Annotated in this window: 15 protein-coding genes; 13 read left to right on the forward strand and 2 right to left on the reverse strand. The window is 44.4% G+C overall.

Annotated elements, in window-relative coordinates; translation table 11 throughout:
• Window positions 1-125 precede the first annotated feature (125 nt).
• From tsaE to hfq, 4 genes are all read left to right on the forward strand, one after another.
• Window positions 126-605 (forward strand): tRNA (adenosine(37)-N6)-threonylcarbamoyltransferase complex ATPase subunit type 1 TsaE, encoded by a 480-nt coding sequence (gene tsaE, locus NI470_RS01700; protein WP_004645485.1) that lies wholly within the window; start codon window positions 126-128, stop codon window positions 603-605.
• The gene (mutL, locus tag NI470_RS01705; RefSeq protein WP_004278903.1) at window positions 595-2,562 is read left to right on the forward strand and encodes a DNA mismatch repair endonuclease MutL; all 1,968 of its coding nucleotides are present in this window, start codon (window positions 595-597) and stop codon (window positions 2,560-2,562) included. Before tsaE ends, mutL begins: the two co-directional genes overlap by 11 nt.
• A 6-nt stretch (window positions 2,563-2,568) precedes the next feature.
• A complete protein-coding gene (gene miaA / locus NI470_RS01710) occupies window positions 2,569-3,513 on the forward strand; it encodes a tRNA (adenosine(37)-N6)-dimethylallyltransferase MiaA (RefSeq protein WP_004278902.1) in 945 nt (314 codons plus the stop codon).
• Window positions 3,514-3,604: 91 nt separating this feature from the next.
• Window positions 3,605-4,132, forward strand: a complete 528-nt coding sequence (gene hfq / locus NI470_RS01715) for an RNA chaperone Hfq (RefSeq protein ID WP_004278899.1) — start codon at window positions 3,605-3,607, stop codon at window positions 4,130-4,132.
• A gap of 119 nt (window positions 4,133-4,251) precedes the next feature.
• Here the strand turns inward: hfq and NI470_RS01720 are convergent, their stop codons facing one another.
• Window positions 4,252-5,559, reverse strand: a complete 1,308-nt coding sequence (locus NI470_RS01720) for a peptidylprolyl isomerase (protein WP_005103486.1) — start codon at window positions 5,557-5,559, stop codon at window positions 4,252-4,254.
• Window positions 5,559-8,012 carry an LPS-assembly protein LptD gene (locus NI470_RS01725; RefSeq protein ID WP_004278895.1) on the reverse strand — a complete coding sequence of 818 codons (2,454 nt, stop codon included), beginning with the start codon at window positions 8,010-8,012 and terminating at the stop codon, window positions 5,559-5,561. The genes NI470_RS01720 and NI470_RS01725 overlap by 1 nt, the downstream gene beginning before the upstream one ends.
• Window positions 8,013-8,133: 121 nt before the next feature.
• Here NI470_RS01725 and NI470_RS01730 point away from each other — a divergent pair, with 121 nt between their 5' ends.
• The 9 genes from NI470_RS01730 to lpxK all read left to right on the forward strand — a co-directional run bounded on the left by NI470_RS01730 (window position 8,134) and on the right by lpxK (window position 16,087).
• Window positions 8,134-9,147 (forward strand): aminoglycoside phosphotransferase family protein, encoded by a 1,014-nt coding sequence (locus tag NI470_RS01730; RefSeq protein ID WP_005103483.1) that lies wholly within the window; start codon window positions 8,134-8,136, stop codon window positions 9,145-9,147.
• Complete coding sequence (gene murU / locus NI470_RS01735; RefSeq protein ID WP_004278892.1) at window positions 9,148-9,837, forward strand: N-acetylmuramate alpha-1-phosphate uridylyltransferase MurU; 690 nt, start codon at window positions 9,148-9,150, stop codon at window positions 9,835-9,837.
• A gap of 85 nt (window positions 9,838-9,922) precedes the next feature.
• On the forward strand, window positions 9,923-10,555 hold the full coding sequence (gene rsmG, locus NI470_RS01740; RefSeq protein WP_004278890.1) for a 16S rRNA (guanine(527)-N(7))-methyltransferase RsmG: 633 nt from the start codon (window positions 9,923-9,925) through the stop codon (window positions 10,553-10,555).
• Window positions 10,556-10,580: 25 nt separating this feature from the next.
• A complete protein-coding gene (locus NI470_RS01745; protein ID WP_004278889.1) occupies window positions 10,581-11,363 on the forward strand; it encodes a ParA family protein in 783 nt (260 codons plus the stop codon).
• A complete protein-coding gene (locus NI470_RS01750; RefSeq protein ID WP_004278887.1) occupies window positions 11,360-12,247 on the forward strand; it encodes a ParB/RepB/Spo0J family partition protein in 888 nt (295 codons plus the stop codon). The genes NI470_RS01745 and NI470_RS01750 overlap by 4 nt, the downstream gene beginning before the upstream one ends.
• Window positions 12,248-12,280: 33 nt before the next feature.
• Window positions 12,281-12,919, forward strand: a complete 639-nt coding sequence (locus tag NI470_RS01755) for a MotA/TolQ/ExbB proton channel family protein (protein ID WP_004278886.1) — start codon at window positions 12,281-12,283, stop codon at window positions 12,917-12,919.
• Between the two features lie 10 nt (window positions 12,920-12,929).
• Window positions 12,930-13,352 (forward strand): ExbD/TolR family protein, encoded by a 423-nt coding sequence (locus NI470_RS01760; protein ID WP_004278885.1) that lies wholly within the window; start codon window positions 12,930-12,932, stop codon window positions 13,350-13,352.
• Window positions 13,352-15,079, forward strand: a complete 1,728-nt coding sequence (gene msbA / locus NI470_RS01765) for a lipid A export permease/ATP-binding protein MsbA (protein WP_004278883.1) — start codon at window positions 13,352-13,354, stop codon at window positions 15,077-15,079. The genes NI470_RS01760 and msbA overlap by 1 nt, the downstream gene beginning before the upstream one ends.
• A gap of 3 nt (window positions 15,080-15,082) precedes the next feature.
• Complete coding sequence (lpxK, locus tag NI470_RS01770) at window positions 15,083-16,087, forward strand: tetraacyldisaccharide 4'-kinase (protein ID WP_004731483.1); 1,005 nt, start codon at window positions 15,083-15,085, stop codon at window positions 16,085-16,087.

The raw sequence follows: 16,087 nt of genomic DNA on the forward strand, positions 1-16,087 counted from the left end.
GCAGGCAGATTAACCTCTTAAGGAACAGATGCTGTGAAAAAATACAGTTTCTCACACGGGTGAATAGGCTTTTAAAGCGTGGCGATGCTATCATATTTATTCTTTTGCATCATGTCGTGAGTAATATGCCTTATTCATTTAATGTCACTTTAAATCATGAAGACGATACCCAAAAACTAGCCAAGGTTCTGGCGGAGAATTTCCCTGCGGGGGTCGTGTATCTGATTGGTGACCTAGGGGCAGGAAAAACGACGTTAACACGTTATTATTTGCAACAGCTGGGTCATAAAGGTTCAGTGAAAAGTCCAACTTATACACTGGTCGAACCCTATCAAATTAATGGTCAGGATATTTTTCATTTTGACTTGTATCGTCTGAATGATCCGTATGAACTGGAACTGATGGGCATCCGGGATTACCTGGAAACACCGAATGCGCTATTTTTATTTGAATGGCCATCTAAAGGTGGTGATGAAATTCCGCAAGCTGACCTGATTATTGAAATTTTAAAATCTGAAGATGAACTTACCCGTACTGCAAGCCTGATTTCATCGAATCTTGCTTTACGAGAGGCTCTGGAGCGTCAATTTTCACATGTCGAATGATTTAAGTCTGCGCCGTATTCGTGCCCTTGATCCTGCACTTGCCAACCAGATTGCCGCAGGTGAGGTGATTGAACGTCCGGCTTCTGTGGTCAAGGAGTTACTGGAAAACTCGATTGATGCGGGGGCGACAGAGCTGATCATTCGGGTCGAACAGGGCGGCAGTACTTTAATTGAAATCATCGACAATGGACGCGGAATTCATCATGAGGATTTACCGCTGGCCGTGATGCGTCATGCCACCAGCAAAATCCAGAGTGCTGATGAGCTGTATGCAATCAGCAGTCTGGGCTTTCGTGGCGAGGCACTGGCGTCGATAGCAGCAGTTTCACGCCTGACCATGATCAGCAGTCAAAGTGACGAGGGCATCGGTTATCAGGTCGAAGTCAATGGTACGGCTTTTGATCATCAGGAAATTCAGGCTGTTGCAGCCTCGAAAGGGACGCATATCCGGGTTCAGGATTTGTTTTTTAATGTGCCTGCACGGCGTAAATTCCTGAAAAAACCGGGCACTGAATTTGGTCATATTGAAGAAATTGTACGCCGTATGGCACTGACGCATTTTGATATCCGGTTTGTGCTAGAACATAATGAAAGCATCAAGCTGAATTTACCCGTGGCGGATAGCGGCGCTTTGCGTTTCCAGCGCGTTCAACAGCTACTTGGCCGCCAGTTTACTGAAAATGCCTACTGGATAGATGCAGACAGTATCAATATGCGTTTATCTGGCTGGCTCGGTCATCCTTCGGATGCGCGTGCACAGGCGGATCTACAATATGTCTATGTGAATGGCCGGATTGTCAAAGACAAAACCATTTCCCATGCCTTGCGTATGGCCTATGACGGCATCTTGCATGGCCATCAGCATGCGGCTTATTTACTGTTTTTAGAAGTTGATCCGGAAAATGTTGATGTGAACGTCCATCCGACCAAGCATGAAATTCGCTTCCTGAATCAACGTGAAGTACATGAGTTTGTGCGGCATTATGCCAAGGAAACGCTGGCACAATTCCAGACCGCAACTGCAGATTTAGCCGAGGCAATGAAACAGGATGAGCAGCCTGGCTTGACGGCCCCGCAACCGCGTTATCAGGAACAGTTTAGCCTGCATCAGACTGCGCATTCTCAGCCACAGGTGGTGAGAACGACATCTGCCTTAAGTGAAAATGAAACTTCAGATGTGCTGACCGATTTTGCATCTTCAGGTCCACAAACAGTGCATTATTCCCAAGATTACCGTAAATCTTATTCTGGTTCACAGCAGCTGAATAATGCCTTGCAAAGTTATTTAGCACCGCTCAGAGAAAGTTCGGAAACCGAAATATTCAGCCCTGAGCAGTCTTTTCAGACACATGTGAACACCAAAGTGGATGAGCATCCCTTAGGTATTGCAATTGCCCAGTTACACGGCATTTATATTCTGGCGCAAAATACCGAAGGTCTGATTATTGTGGATATGCATGCGGCGCATGAGCGTATTGTCTTGCAGCAAATGAAATCGGCCTGGGATAAACCTGAATTCTGGACCTCACAACAATTGCTGATTCCAAAGGTCGTAAACATTAGCCGGATGCAGGCCATGCGGGTTGAAGAGCTGAAAGAGCAGTTGGCGCGTTTGGGTCTGGAAATTGATCAGTATGGTGATGAACAAATCATTGTACGTGGGGTGCCGGCTATTCTACACAAGGCCGATTTCGATGCCCTGATTCCTGAATTATTGAATGATTTAGATCCGGGGGATCAGGCACAAAGTCTATTGCAGAAGCGTGACCAGATTCTGGCAGGCATGGCCTGTCATGGTGCAGTGCGAGCGCATCGTATCCTGAGTTTGTCGGAAATGAATGCTTTATTACGTCAGATGGAACAAACCGAATTTGCCAGTCAATGTAATCATGGCCGTCCGACTTGGCGCGCCTTTCCATTGGCTCAACTAGATAAACTTTTTGCTCGAGGAGAGTAGTTTTACATGTCCAATCAATTGCCGGTCATCAATTTAATGGGGCCAACTGCAAGTGGTAAAACCGCTTTGGCATGTGAACTGTATGAGCAAGGGAAATTTGAGCTGATTTCAGTCGATTCTGCGCTAGTTTATCGGGGAATGGACATTGGTACAGCCAAGCCCTCCAAAGAAGAACTGGCGCGCTATCCGCATCATCTGATTGATATTATCAGTCCACTTGAAGTGTATTCTGCAGCCAACTTTGTCGAAGATGCTTGCCGCCTGATTGATGATATTCATGCACGTGGTAAAACCCCGATTCTGGTTGGCGGAACCATGCTGTATTTTAAGGCCTTACTTGAAGGCTTGTCAGATAATTTACCAAGTGCAGACTATGCTATCCGGGCTGAGATTGAGGCGAAAGGTGAGCGGGAGGGTTGGGAAGCGGTTTATGAAGAATTATGTGCAGTCGATCCGATTGCCGGTGAAAAATTCAAGGTCAGCGACAAGCAGCGCATTATTCGGGCCTTGGAAGTTTTTAAATTGACTGGTGAGCCGATTACAAAACTACAGGCAGAACAACCTAAAAACTTACCATATCGTTACAGTTTCCATAATTATGCGTTGATGCCAGATCGGTTAGAATTACATGGGCGTATTGAACAACGTCTGGAAATTATGTGGAAAAGCGGTTTTTTAAATGAAGTTGTGAATTTAATTGAAAAATACGATTTTAATGAAAATTTACCTTCCATGCGTTCAGTGGGTTATCGTCAGGCTATAGAATTCTTAAAAAATGCTGATAAAACCAAGGAAAAGCAACGGGAAATGGAGGATAAAGCTTTATTTGCGACACGACAACTTGCAAAACGTCAATATACGTGGTTAAGGTCTTTGCAAGAAAAGCATAAATTTACAACATATTTTACGCTACAGCAGGCTCAAGAAGACTTGCGAAACTGTCACGGATAAAGCAAAATTTAGGGACTATCTTTTTTATAATTTTTAATTGAAAAATAGAGATAGTTTTTGCGCTGATTTTTAATTTTTTTGGAGTTATAACATGTCTAAAGGTCAAACTTTACAAGATCCATTCTTGAATTCTCTCCGTAAGGAACGTATCCCAGTATCTATCTTCCTGGTAAACGGTATTAAATTACAAGGTCATATCGAATCTTTTGACCAATACGTGGTTTTATTAAAAAATACAGTAAGCCAAATGGTTTATAAGCATGCAATTTCAACTGTAGTACCTGCACGTAATCCACGTCCTGCTGGCGCGCCTGCTGGTCCACAAGGTGCGGGCTTCGGTGGTCAAGGTGCTGCAGGTGGCTTTGGTGGCGGTCAAGGTGCTGGCGGCTTCGGTGGTCAAGGTGGTTTTGGCGGTCAAGGCGGCGGCTTCGGTGGTCAAGGTGGCTTCGGCGGTCAAGGCGGTGGCTTTGGTGGTCAAGGCGGCTTCGGTGGTCAAGGTGCCGGCTTCGGTGGTCAAGGTGGCTTCGGTGGTCAAGGTGCTGGCTTTGGTGGTCAAGGCACTGGTTTTGACAACGACACTAAATTTGAAGACTCTTCAGACGATGAAAACAATCGTTAATCGAGTTTGAAAATTAAAAAACCTCTCTATATGAGAGGTTTTTTTATATCTGTACGTTTTAAGTTTTTTAAATAAAAAGCCAACGAGATGTCGTTGGCTTTTTAGGATTATGGTAAGGCTTAACGGTTACGTTTAGGATCCAGTTGAGGATCTTTGATTTCTACATAAGCATTATTGCGCGTTTCACGTAACCAGCTATCTAATTCGGCATCAAATTGACGTTCACCGAGCAATTGGCGAGCCATACGTTCCTGATATTCCTGTGTCATATCTTGTTGGCGTGTTTCACTCACTTGCAGAATATGCCAGCCAAACTGGGATTGAAATGGTTTACTGAACTGACCTACTGGGGTGCTTTTCATCTGCTGTTCAAATTCAGGTACCATTACCCCTGGGCTAACCCAGCCAAGACTTCCACCATCACGAGCCGAGCCAGTATCATTGGAGAACGTTGAAGCTAAAACAGTAAAATCTTCACCTTGTTTGAGGCGGTTATACAGACTATCAATCATTTGTTTGGCATTTTCAGGACTGACCACTTCAGACGGTTGAATCAGAATGTGTCGTGTTAAATATTGCGGAACAAGGGCTTTCTGTTCGCCACCTTTACGTTCCAAGAGCTTCAGAACATGTACACCATCAGCGACAGGAATCAGTTCAGAAGTTTGACCTGGTTGCAGGGTAGTCACGCGTGCAGCCAGTTCTGCTGGAATTTCTGACAGGTTTCTCACACCCATATCAGCAGCTTCGACTTTAACGCCGCCAGTGCTGTACTTTTTGCCGATCGCCTGAATGTCATTGCTGCTATTTAATTCTTGCTTTACCTGTGTTGCAATTTGTTCAGCATTTTCACCGCTTACCCGTAAATGCAGTACATGGACCTGACTGCCAAGCAAAGCTTGACCTTGCGGGGTATTTAGGAAGTTTTTAACATCTTGATCTGTAATTTGAATACGTGAAGTCACGATTTGTTGACGTAAACGATTCAGTGCTAAATCTTCAGCAATACGGTTGCGTAAAGAAGCATAGGTATTCGGCGCCATGGCATCCAGTTTCTGCTGGAATGCTTCCAGACTCGGTGAACCAGAATCACGGGCAACTTTCAGGACGGCTTCATTTAAAGCTTTTTCATCTGGACGAATGTTATAACGTTTAACTTGTTCAAGCTGTGCCTGACGAATAATCAGTTGCTCTAAAGCTTGTTGCTCAAGATATTGTTGTGGTGGAACTGCCTTTTTCTGTTTTTGCAGCTGATGTGAGATTTCGGCTACACCTTGAGCCAAGTCACTACGTAGAATGATACTATTGTCGACTACAGCTACAACTTCATCTTTAGGTTGGGCAACAGCAAAAGTCGTCATCGCTGAAGAAAGGCATAGCGCAAGTGCGGTTGCTTTAAAAATTTGTTTTAACTGTTTTGTCTTCATTAACGTTCTGTCCAAGTTTGATTGATATTGTTAAAACCTAGAATACGATTTTCTAGTAATGAGGTGAGTTTGCTGCTTAACCCACCTAAGCCTTTCAGGCTGACTTCGGCCATAATGGCGCGTTTGGCTTTGACGCTTGAATCATTAACGTCGTCTAAGTCATTGTAATATGAGCGACCGTAAACAGAAACTCCCCAACAGCATGACTCATAGTTCACGCCAAGTAAATATTCCCGTGCGACACTATTGTCGAGGTCAAACTGGGCATGTCCAACCAGACGCCAGTTGTTGGCAATCGGCTGGATAAATGAACCCACCACATGATCATAGCTCTTTTGACGGTTCGGAATATCTTTGCGATAGAAATAGCCTAGGTTATAAAGATTGCCTTGCTCACCGGTATAATAAACCTGCAAATCTCGTTGGGCATTCGATCCATTCGACATCCAGCTTGAGTTCAGATTAACGTGAACATTATTTGACAGCTGGCTGGTCAGTTGAATTACAGGGCCAGTATGACTTTCACGGTCGAATTCATCTGCATCATTTTCCAACGTTACACGGCGATCTTCAAAGAAAAAGCTCTGTCCAACGCTGGCACGCAGGCGCTCCAGACCTTCTTCATTAAATAGGCTATAGCTCAGACCTAAGGAGGCAAAGTTATTGTCTTCCAGGCGGTCATTACCATAAAAGCGACGCGCACTGAAAAGTTGATCATAATTAATCGAAGCGACGACTGAATCAAAGTTTGGCTGATTCTGCTGGTTCTCATAAGGTGAATACGCATAGAACAGACGAGGCGTTAAGGTCTGTAGATACGTACCTTCTTTTTCAAAAATTAAGCCGGTGTCCAGCGTGAATTGTGGCACCACAATTGAATTATTTTCACTAGACGCGCTACGGCTTTGGGTTTTTTCATCATAGAAAGTATTGATGTTGCGTACAGTCGCCTGAGGAATGAAGAATGACCACGGGGTAAAATGATTATAACGCACGGAAAAGTCATTATAGATCCGTGTACCACTTGGCTGATATACCTTCTCACCCGTTGGATCAGTATCGGCGAAATTTCTCAGGTCTTTCTGGAAATAAGCCGTATCGTTATTAAATTCAAGCTGTAATCCCAATGGATTGCCAGTTTTGTAATTGACTAAAAGCTGCGGCAGACGTGCATAAGGACGGTCTTCATCCAGTACAGTTGGATCTAGGGTCTGGAAATCTTCAACTTTGAATTGTGCCTTTAAGCCAGGAATACCATTTTTGTAATTGACTTCCCAGGCACGGCGTAAGTTCAGGTCAGTTTTAGAGTTCGGGTTGTTATCCAGATCGGCAAAGTAATCTTTGTCTGAAGCGTAGTTATATTCAAGGTTGGTGGAAAGCTGATTATTGATCTGCCAATTATGTAAAAAATGCAGGCTTTTACGATCTTCATCGCTATAGCTTTCATCGGAAGGCAGATAACCTCCCCAAATACGGCCTTCACCATAATTTTCAGTCAGATAGCGAAACTCACCGTCTAACATCACACCACGATCGCCAATATAACGCGGCGTAATTGTCGCATCATATTGCGGTGCCAAATTCAGGTAAACCGGAACACCCAGTTCCAGACCACCATCATTGGTAAAGCCAAATGTCGGCGTCAGAATACCGGTAGTGCGGCGGTCATCAATCGGGAAGTTGAAATAGGGAACTGCCAAGACCGGAACATCTTTAACATACAACTTGGTATTGCGGGTTTCACCACGTCCGGTTTCCTGGTTCAGCTTGATCTTTTCTGCTTGGATTTTCCAGGTTGGTTTTTGCTCAGGTGGACAGGTGGTATAGGTCGCATTTTCCAGTTCTACTGTCTCGGTCGAGGTTCTGGCGATCTTTTCTGCCCGACCATGCGCATGTTGCTGCTCGGCAATATAGAAGCTGTTATTTAGGTCGCCTTCTTGGGTCTTTAAATTATAATTAATATCATCACTTTGCGAGAGCAGGCCACCCTGAGCAAGTTGTACACGACCTTCTGCTTTGGCATAGGTTTGGGTTTGATCAATCGTTACGCGTTCAGCACGAATCTGGCGACCTTGCTGGTCAATGATGACATTGCCTTCTAAATAAGAGTCACCTGCTGGATTGTAGTGACCATAATCTGCAGTAATGGTGGATGTAGCCTGATCTGGCGCAACGGTTGCTGCATCTGGAGCAATCGGGGTCACCCAGGTGCCTTCACAATAAGCTGAACTTAAGTATTTTTCCTGCCGCTGCTGTGCCTCAGCTGAGGATTTGTCGACATAGTATTGCGAAAAGAATGCTTCACCTGGATAGGTCTCATTTATGCGCTGTTTGAGTTGTTCTGCATTTACATCGGACGAGACATTTGATGCAGCATAGCCGGAGGCTGAGCTGCCACATAAAAGGGTTAAGATCGCAGTCGCTAGAGGATTTATTTTAAAGTGATGCTTCATTTGTCTCATTAACCAATCATGCTTTTATCGCAATTAATTATTGTCGCATCATAGAGAAAAAGTTGATAAGTAGCTACACTTAGCACTTTAAAAACTCAGCCTGTATTAGAATTAATTGCAAATGAATACACAACGCGAACAATTGATACAATCTTGGATTGCCTCTGTACTCGGTTCAGATCAATTTGAAACTCATTTTTTAGCAGGTGATGCCAGCTTCCGTCGTTATGCACGAATCAAACTGAATAATAAAACATTTATGCTGATGGATGCACCACCAGAAAAAGAAGATTGTGTGCCTTTTGTGACGATAGATGAGTTTTTTGATGCACATGGCGTGCGTGTTCCACATATCGTGGCAAAAGACCTAGAAAATGGCTTTTTACTCCTCGAAGACTTGGGGGATGTGCTGCTGTCGAATCTGCTGAATGATGAGACTGTAGATGCCTATTATGAGCAAAGCTTTAAGCAGCTGATTCAGCTGCAATCGATTGCTGGAGAAGGGCATTTCCCGGCATATTCTTATGAAAAACTGATCTCAGAAATGGAATTGCTGACTGACTGGATGTTGCCAGCGTTAAAGGTTCAACCGACTGAATCAGAAAGCGCCTTGATCAAACGCACTTTTGCGATTCTGGCCAATGCCGCTTTGGCACAGCCACAGGTAATTGTACATCGGGACTTTCATAGCCGTAACCTGATGAAAATCGACAATGAAACCGAACTCGGTGTGATTGATTTTCAGGATGCCGTGATTGGTGCAGATACTTATGACCTGATCTCGATTACCCGTGATGCCTATGTACAGTGGAATGCCGACCGTGTGTATCGCTGGTTCAAAACTTTCTATAATCTGTTGCCAGTTTCTGCCAAAGAAGATCGTGATTTTGAACAGTTCAAGAAAGATGCCGACATGATGGCGATTCAGCGTCATATCAAGATCCTCGGTATTTTTGTGCGCTTATTTGAGCGTGATGGCAAGTCAGGTTATCTCAAGGACTTGCCACGTGTGATGTGGTATCTGCTTGAAGAATCTAAGGCTTATGCAGAACTAGAGCCATTCATGCAGTTTATGCGTGACAGAGTGATGCCTGCATTTGAAGCTAAATATGGCTCATATGAGGTGGCTGCCTGAATGAAAGCGATGATTTTGGCCGCAGGACTCGGTAATCGTATGCAGCCGCTAACGCTGCATACGCCAAAGCCTTTGCTGGAAGTTGGGGGCAAGCCCTTAATTGTCTGGCATATAGAGAAACTGGCTGCGATCGGTGTTACTGAAATTGTCATCAATACGGCTTGGCTCGGTGAAAAACTCGCAGAAGCTTTGGGCGATGGTTCACGATTTGGCATCAACATCCTTTGGTCACATGAGGGTGAAGGTCTGGAAACCGCTGGAGGAATCATTAATGCCTTGCCGCTACTCGGTGATGAACCTTTTATTCTGTTAAATGGTGATGTCTGGACCACGATGGATTTTGCTCCTTTACTGGATATTGATCTAAAGGATAATTTGGCGCATCTCGTACTTGTGCAGAACCCTGAACAACATCCTGAAGGTGATTTTACGCTTGCAGCCGGGAAAGCTTATACCTTTGATCAGCAAGTCGAAGGTGAAAACCTGACTTTTAGTGGTGTATCCGTGCTTGATCCAAAGATGTTCCAAGGCTTAGAGACTGGCAAGCGTCCTTTAGCGCCATTGCTAAAAGCGGCAATGCAGAATCAGCAGGTTGCCGCTTCTAAATTGGTAGGCATTTGGGTTGATGTGGGAACCCCGGAGCGTTTAACGGCACTGGATACAGCGATCCATGAAGGGAAGTTTGCTTAAGTGAATATTCGCTAAGCACTGCCTACTGTGCCAATATAGAGAAAACGGTATACTTCCACCTAACTTTTTCGAGCGTAGATTGTTTATGCACATGTTTTTTCAAGAACTAAAGCAGGGTAGTCAGGCTTTGGGTTTAGAGCTATCTGATGAAGCTTTAAATTTATTACTCAAGTATCAGGATGCTTTGGTGTTGTGGAACAAAGCATACAATTTGACTGCAATCCGTGATCCTAAAGAAATGCTGGTCAAGCATCTGCTCGACAGTTTAAGTATTTTAAAGGACTTGCCTGTAGGCAGACTGCTGGATATCGGTACAGGTGGCGGTATGCCGGGCATGATCATTGCTTTATGTCAGCCTGAGCGTGAATGTGTATTACTGGATTCTAACGGTAAAAAAATTCGTTTCCTCAAGCAGTTTATTGCTGACCTGAAACTTAAAAATGTTATTGCCGTGCAAACGCGTGTAGAAAACGAAGACAGCATCAATGAGCTGGGTCAATTTGATGTGATTACCAGTCGTGCCTTTGCATCATTAACAGACTTTGTCGATGCTTCTAAGCCATATATGCACGAACAAACGATTATTGCCTCAATGAAAGGCTTAATTCCTGAAGATGAAGTTGCTACTTTAAAAAATGAATTTAGTTGTGAGATTATTGAACTTAAAGTTCCGCGCTTAGACGAACAGCGTCATTTACTTCTATTAAAACGTATTTAAGATTTTTAAAGGGATTGGGGGCAACATGGCACAAATTATTGCGATTGCAAACCAAAAAGGTGGTGTAGGTAAAACCACAACCGCAGTAAATTTGGCGGCATCTTTAGCTGTGTTAAAAAAACGTGTTTTGCTGGTCGATATGGATTCGCAAGGTAATGCGACCATGGGGTCTGGCATTCAGAAGAATGACCTGCTGTATTCGGTTACCGATGTGTTGCTGGGTGAAGTGCCGATTGAAACGGCGATATCTAAGGCGGAAGTCGGTTACAAGGTACTTGGGGCAAACCGTGATCTGGCTGGGGTTGAGTTGGCGATTGCAGAGCAGGAAGGGCGCGAGTTCATTTTACGGGATGCATTGCAGGAAATTGAATCCTCATTTGATTATATTATTGTTGATTGTGCACCGAGTCTTAGCCTGATTACTGTCAATGCTTTGGCAGCCGTGGATGGTGTGCTGATTCCAATGCAGTGTGAATATTATGCACTGGAAGGTCTGGCGGATTTAACCCAAACCATCGATCGGATTCAGCAAGCATTGAATCCGGACCTGCAAATTGTCGGTGTATTACGCACCATGTACGATGCACGTAATGCCTTGACTCGTGATGTCTCTGAAGAATTAGAACAATATTTCGGTAAAAAACTGTATGAAACCGTAATTCCACGAAATATTCGTCTGGCTGAAGCGCCAGCACACGGTTTGCCGGTGATTTATTTTGAAAAAAGCTCAAAGGGTGCAGTTGCTTACTTAAATCTGGCAGCTGAAGTATTAAAGAAAAGCAAAGTGAAAAAAGGAAGTAAAGCATGACCGTCAAGAAACGTGGACTCGCCAAAGGTCGTGGCTTGGATGCCTTGCTGGGATCAATTCAAAAAGAAAAATTACAACTCGAAGCCCAAGGCATTGATCATGGTCAGCTAAAACAGATCGATGTAAACTTGCTCAAGCGCGGTGAATACCAGCCACGCCGTTATATTAACGAGCAGGATTTGCAAGAACTGGCGGCATCGATTGAAAAGCATGGCATCATGCAGCCCATCGTGATCCGTCCGGTTGATGATGAACGCTATCCGTATGAAATTATTGCGGGTGAGCGTCGCTGGCGTGCGGCACAGTTAGCGGGTTTGACCGAGGTTCCTGCGATTGTACGTGATCTGAATGATCAGGTTGCGATTGCACTGGCCTTGATTGAAAACATCCAGCGTCAGGATCTGAATCCGATTGATCAGGCGATGGCCTTGCAGCGTTTTCATGAAGAATTTGGCCTAAGCCATCAGGAAATTGCCGATACCGTGGGTAAAGCGCGTACGACAGTGAGTAACCTACTTCGCCTGCTTAGCCTGGCAGAAGAAGTGAAAGACTTTATGCAGCAAGGTTTGCTGGATATGGGGCATGCACGTGCGATCTTAACCTTAAAAGCTAAAGATCAGCTCAAAGTTGCAGATATCGTAATTGAAAAAAGTCTGTCTGTTCGTCAAACCGAGCAGTTAGTCCGTGATTTCAATACACCTAAACAAGAAAAAGTAAAAGAAGCTGTAGCACCGGATATTCAGCAATTGACTCAGCGCCTTTCAGAGCGTTTCAGTGCAGATGTTAAAATTGACTATAACAAGCAAGGTAAAGGGAAACTGGTTATTAGCTATCACTCTTTAGAAGAGCTGGATGGCATTCTTTCTATTTTAGAAGATGAATAATTTATATATTTTTTTTATTGGGGAATAAATTAGATGTGGGAATTGGTTAAAGCAGGTGGTTGGCTCATGCTGCCCCTGGTCTTGTGTTCTATCTTCATGCTGGCGATTTCGATCGAGCGCCTGATCCGCCTGAAAAAGAACGTAGTACTTCCGTCGATCCTGTTGATGGGGCCTTCGCAAAATACAGCACAAGTCATGCAAAAAATGAATCAAAGTGCGGCCTTAAAGCAAAGCACTTTGGGCCGGGTATTGGCTGCGGGCTATACTAGTAAGCCGCAGGGTGAGCAGTATGCTCGCGCGCAGATGGAAGTCGTGGCGTCACAGGAAATCGGTTATCTGGAAAAAAATATTAATTTTCTGGGCACGTTGAGTGCAGTTGCGCCTTTACTCGGTTTGTTGGGGACCGTACTTGGGATTATTGAGTCTTTCCTGATGATCGATGTGGGAACTGGAAGTGATCCGGTCTTGATGATGCCCGGTATTTCTAAGGCTTTAATTACCACGGCAGCCGGTATGCTGATTGCAATTCCTGCACTGTTTGCGCACCGTTATTTTCAGCGCCTTGTTCAGGAATATGTGGCTGAACTTGAGCAGCAAGCGACTTTGTTTCATGCGGATCTTTTTTATCGCAATCATGCAGACATAGACCAAGACATGCAAAAAGCCAGCTAGGAGGCGGATGATGAAATTCAAACGCAACCAGGTGGAAGATGTGCATATTAATCTGACACCAATGATTGACTGTCTGCTGTTTATTCTGGTCTTTTTGCTTTTGTCGACGACTTTTAGTCAAATGAGCCGAATGAATCTAACCTTGCCTGACGCGCAAGGGGTACCGCCTAAAAGCTATGATCAGAAAGTTGAAGTGATTGTGGATGCTAATGGTCATTATGCAGTCAATGGTCAATCCTTGGCCAGCAAGGAAGTTGCGGATTTAAATACTGCAATTAAACAGATTTCAAATGAACGCCGTGATTTAATGTTTGTCATCGCAGCTGACGCAAAAGCCAGTCATCAGGACGTGATTCGTGTCATGGATGTGGCCGGGCAGCTCGGCTTTGTGAATATCAATATCAGTACCAAAGTACCTACCCGAGGTTATTAGTGAAGCACGATTTTAAGGTCTATCTTCGCCTTTTAAGTTATTTAAAACCATTTTGGGGCATCGCATTACTTGTCCTGGTAGGTTTTTCTATTAATGCGGCCACAGAAGTTTCTGTCGCCAAATTGCTGGAATATATTATTGAGGCGATTCAAAATAAAGACCAGAGTTTCACTTCACTTTTCCCGTTTTTAGTGGTCATACTCATGTTCTTCCGGGGCCTGGGTTTATTCATGGGTGGATATTTTACTGCGGTAATTTCCCGGAATCTGGTATTTAATATCCGTCAGGAAGTTTTTGCAAAATTGCTGCGTTTACCGTCCCAGTATTATCTGGACAATACCAGCGGGCATATTACTGCCAAAATTATGTATAACGTTGAACAGTTGACGGCTGCTTCAACTGAAGCTTTAAGAACCTTGTTGCAACAAGGTTTGATCACTCTGGCATTATTAGGCTACCTGTTGTATACCAACTGGCGTCTGACCATGTGTATCCTGATTTTTGCGCCAGTCATTGGCTTTATTATCAGTAAAGCTGCAAGACGGATGCGTAAATTATCGCAGCAAGTACAAGACACCATGGGTGATGTAAACCATGTGGTGCAGGAAACGGTGAATGCCAACCTGATCGTCAAGGGTTTTGGCGGGCAAAGTTCTGAGCAGGAACGCTTTAAACAGAACTCGCTTGAAAACTTGCGTCGTGGCTTGAAAATGGTCGCTGTGCAACAGTTGAATAGTCCTGTCGTGCAGTTGATCATGTCCATTTCACTGAGTATCGTGATGTTTATTGCCTTGCGCCCACAAATCTTGGGTGACACCTCTGCGGGTGAATTTGTCGCTTATATTACTGCGGCGGGTATGCTGGCAAGACCGATCAAAGCCTTGACGGATATCAATGAAAAAATTCAACGTGGTATGGCTGCGGCTCATTCGGTATTTGAATTGCTGGATATGCCTGAAGAAAAAAATACCGGGACTTTAACGGATAGCCTGAAAGGCGATATCGAGTTTAAAGATGTCAACTTGATTTATGATGATGGTCATCATGCCATTCATGATTTTAATTTAAAGGTGAAGGCCGGTGAAACAGTGGCGCTGGTCGGTCGTTCTGGGGCCGGTAAAAGCTCGCTGGTGAATCTACTGGTGCGTTATCAGGATGCGACTTCTGGGCAGATCCTGCTGGATCAGAAACCGATTGAAGATTTTGAAATTACCGCATTACGAACCCAGATTGCCATGGTGAACCAACAAGTAGTACTGTTTAACCGAACCGTGCGGGAAAATATTGCTTATGGTCAGCTCGAAGGTGCTTCCGATGAAGATATTATCGCGGCAGCAAAGGCAGCCTATGCGCATGATTTTATTATGGCACTACCGCAAGGTTATAATACTCAGCTGGGTGCTCAGGGTTTAAACCTGTCTGGTGGCCAGCGTCAGCGCATCGCGATCGCACGCGCAATTTTGAAAAATGCCTCTATCCTGATTCTGGATGAAGCGACCAGTGCGCTGGATAACGAGTCGGAATACTTTATTCAGCGTGCCTTTGATAAAGCCATGCAGGACCGTACGACCATCGTAATTGCACATCGTCTATCGACGATTGAAAACGCGGATCGTATTGTGGTTATGGATCAGGGCCGTATTGTTGAGCAGGGCAGTCATGCCGAACTGATTGCGCTACATGGTGCTTATTATCAGTTGCATCAGCGTAACTTTGAGGAACAGTAACTCATGGCATTAGCACAAATCATTCAGGATGCTTGGAATGCACAGGCAAAGTGGCTGGTGGTGCTGCGTCCTTTGTCATGGTTGTATCGCCTGGGTTTTGTCAGCAATCACTGGCTTTATCAAAAAGGCATTAAAAAAAGTTATAGTGCACCAATTCCCGTTATGGTAATTGGTAACATCACAGTCGGTGGTAGCGGTAAAACACCTTTGTTGATTCATCTGGTGGATTATTTAACCGAGAAAAATGTTCGGGTAGGCGTGATCAGTCGAGGCTATGGCGGCCAAGGTCCATTTCCTGCCTATGTCGACTTTAATACCTTGCCGGAGATTGTCGGAGATGAGCCTGCCTTGATTGTGCAGGCAACAGGTGTGCCGATGGCAGTTGGTCCCAACCGGCAGAAAAGTATTGAACTCTTATTGCAGAAACATGAGCTGGATATGATTATCTGTGATGATGGCCTGCAGCATTGGGCCTTGAATCGCCAGATTGAGTGGATTGTGCTGGATAATAATCGCGGTCTGGGTAATCAGAAACTGCTTCCAGAAGGTTATCTACGTGAACCAGTGACCCGTTTGAAAACGGGAACCGTAATTGAGCATTCGGCTAACCCAAGCTCTGAACTGCATATGCATCTGGCTGCATCACAGCCTTATTTGCTTAATCAGGACAACAATAAAATCTTTGATCCTCAAGCGGCTTTTTATGCGGTAGTCGGCATTGGCTTTCCACAGCGGTTTTATCAGACCTTGCAAAATTTAGGCATAGAACAATTTCAGTGTCATGAGTTTCCAGACCATCATGACTATGACATTGAAGATTTACAGTTCGATGATAACAATCCGATTATTACCACTGAAAAAGACGCAGTAAAAATTATGGCGCTACTTAAACAATATCCAGATTTTAAACAGGATATCTGGGTGGTGCCAGTCGATGCAGTCCTATCGCCAGCCTGCTATACAGTCTTGCAGCAACAGTTACAACAATACGGTATTCAAATTTCTTAA

This window comes from Acinetobacter lwoffii, from assembly GCF_024129115.1.
Classification (GTDB): Bacteria; Pseudomonadota; Gammaproteobacteria; order Pseudomonadales; family Moraxellaceae; genus Acinetobacter; species Acinetobacter lwoffii_T.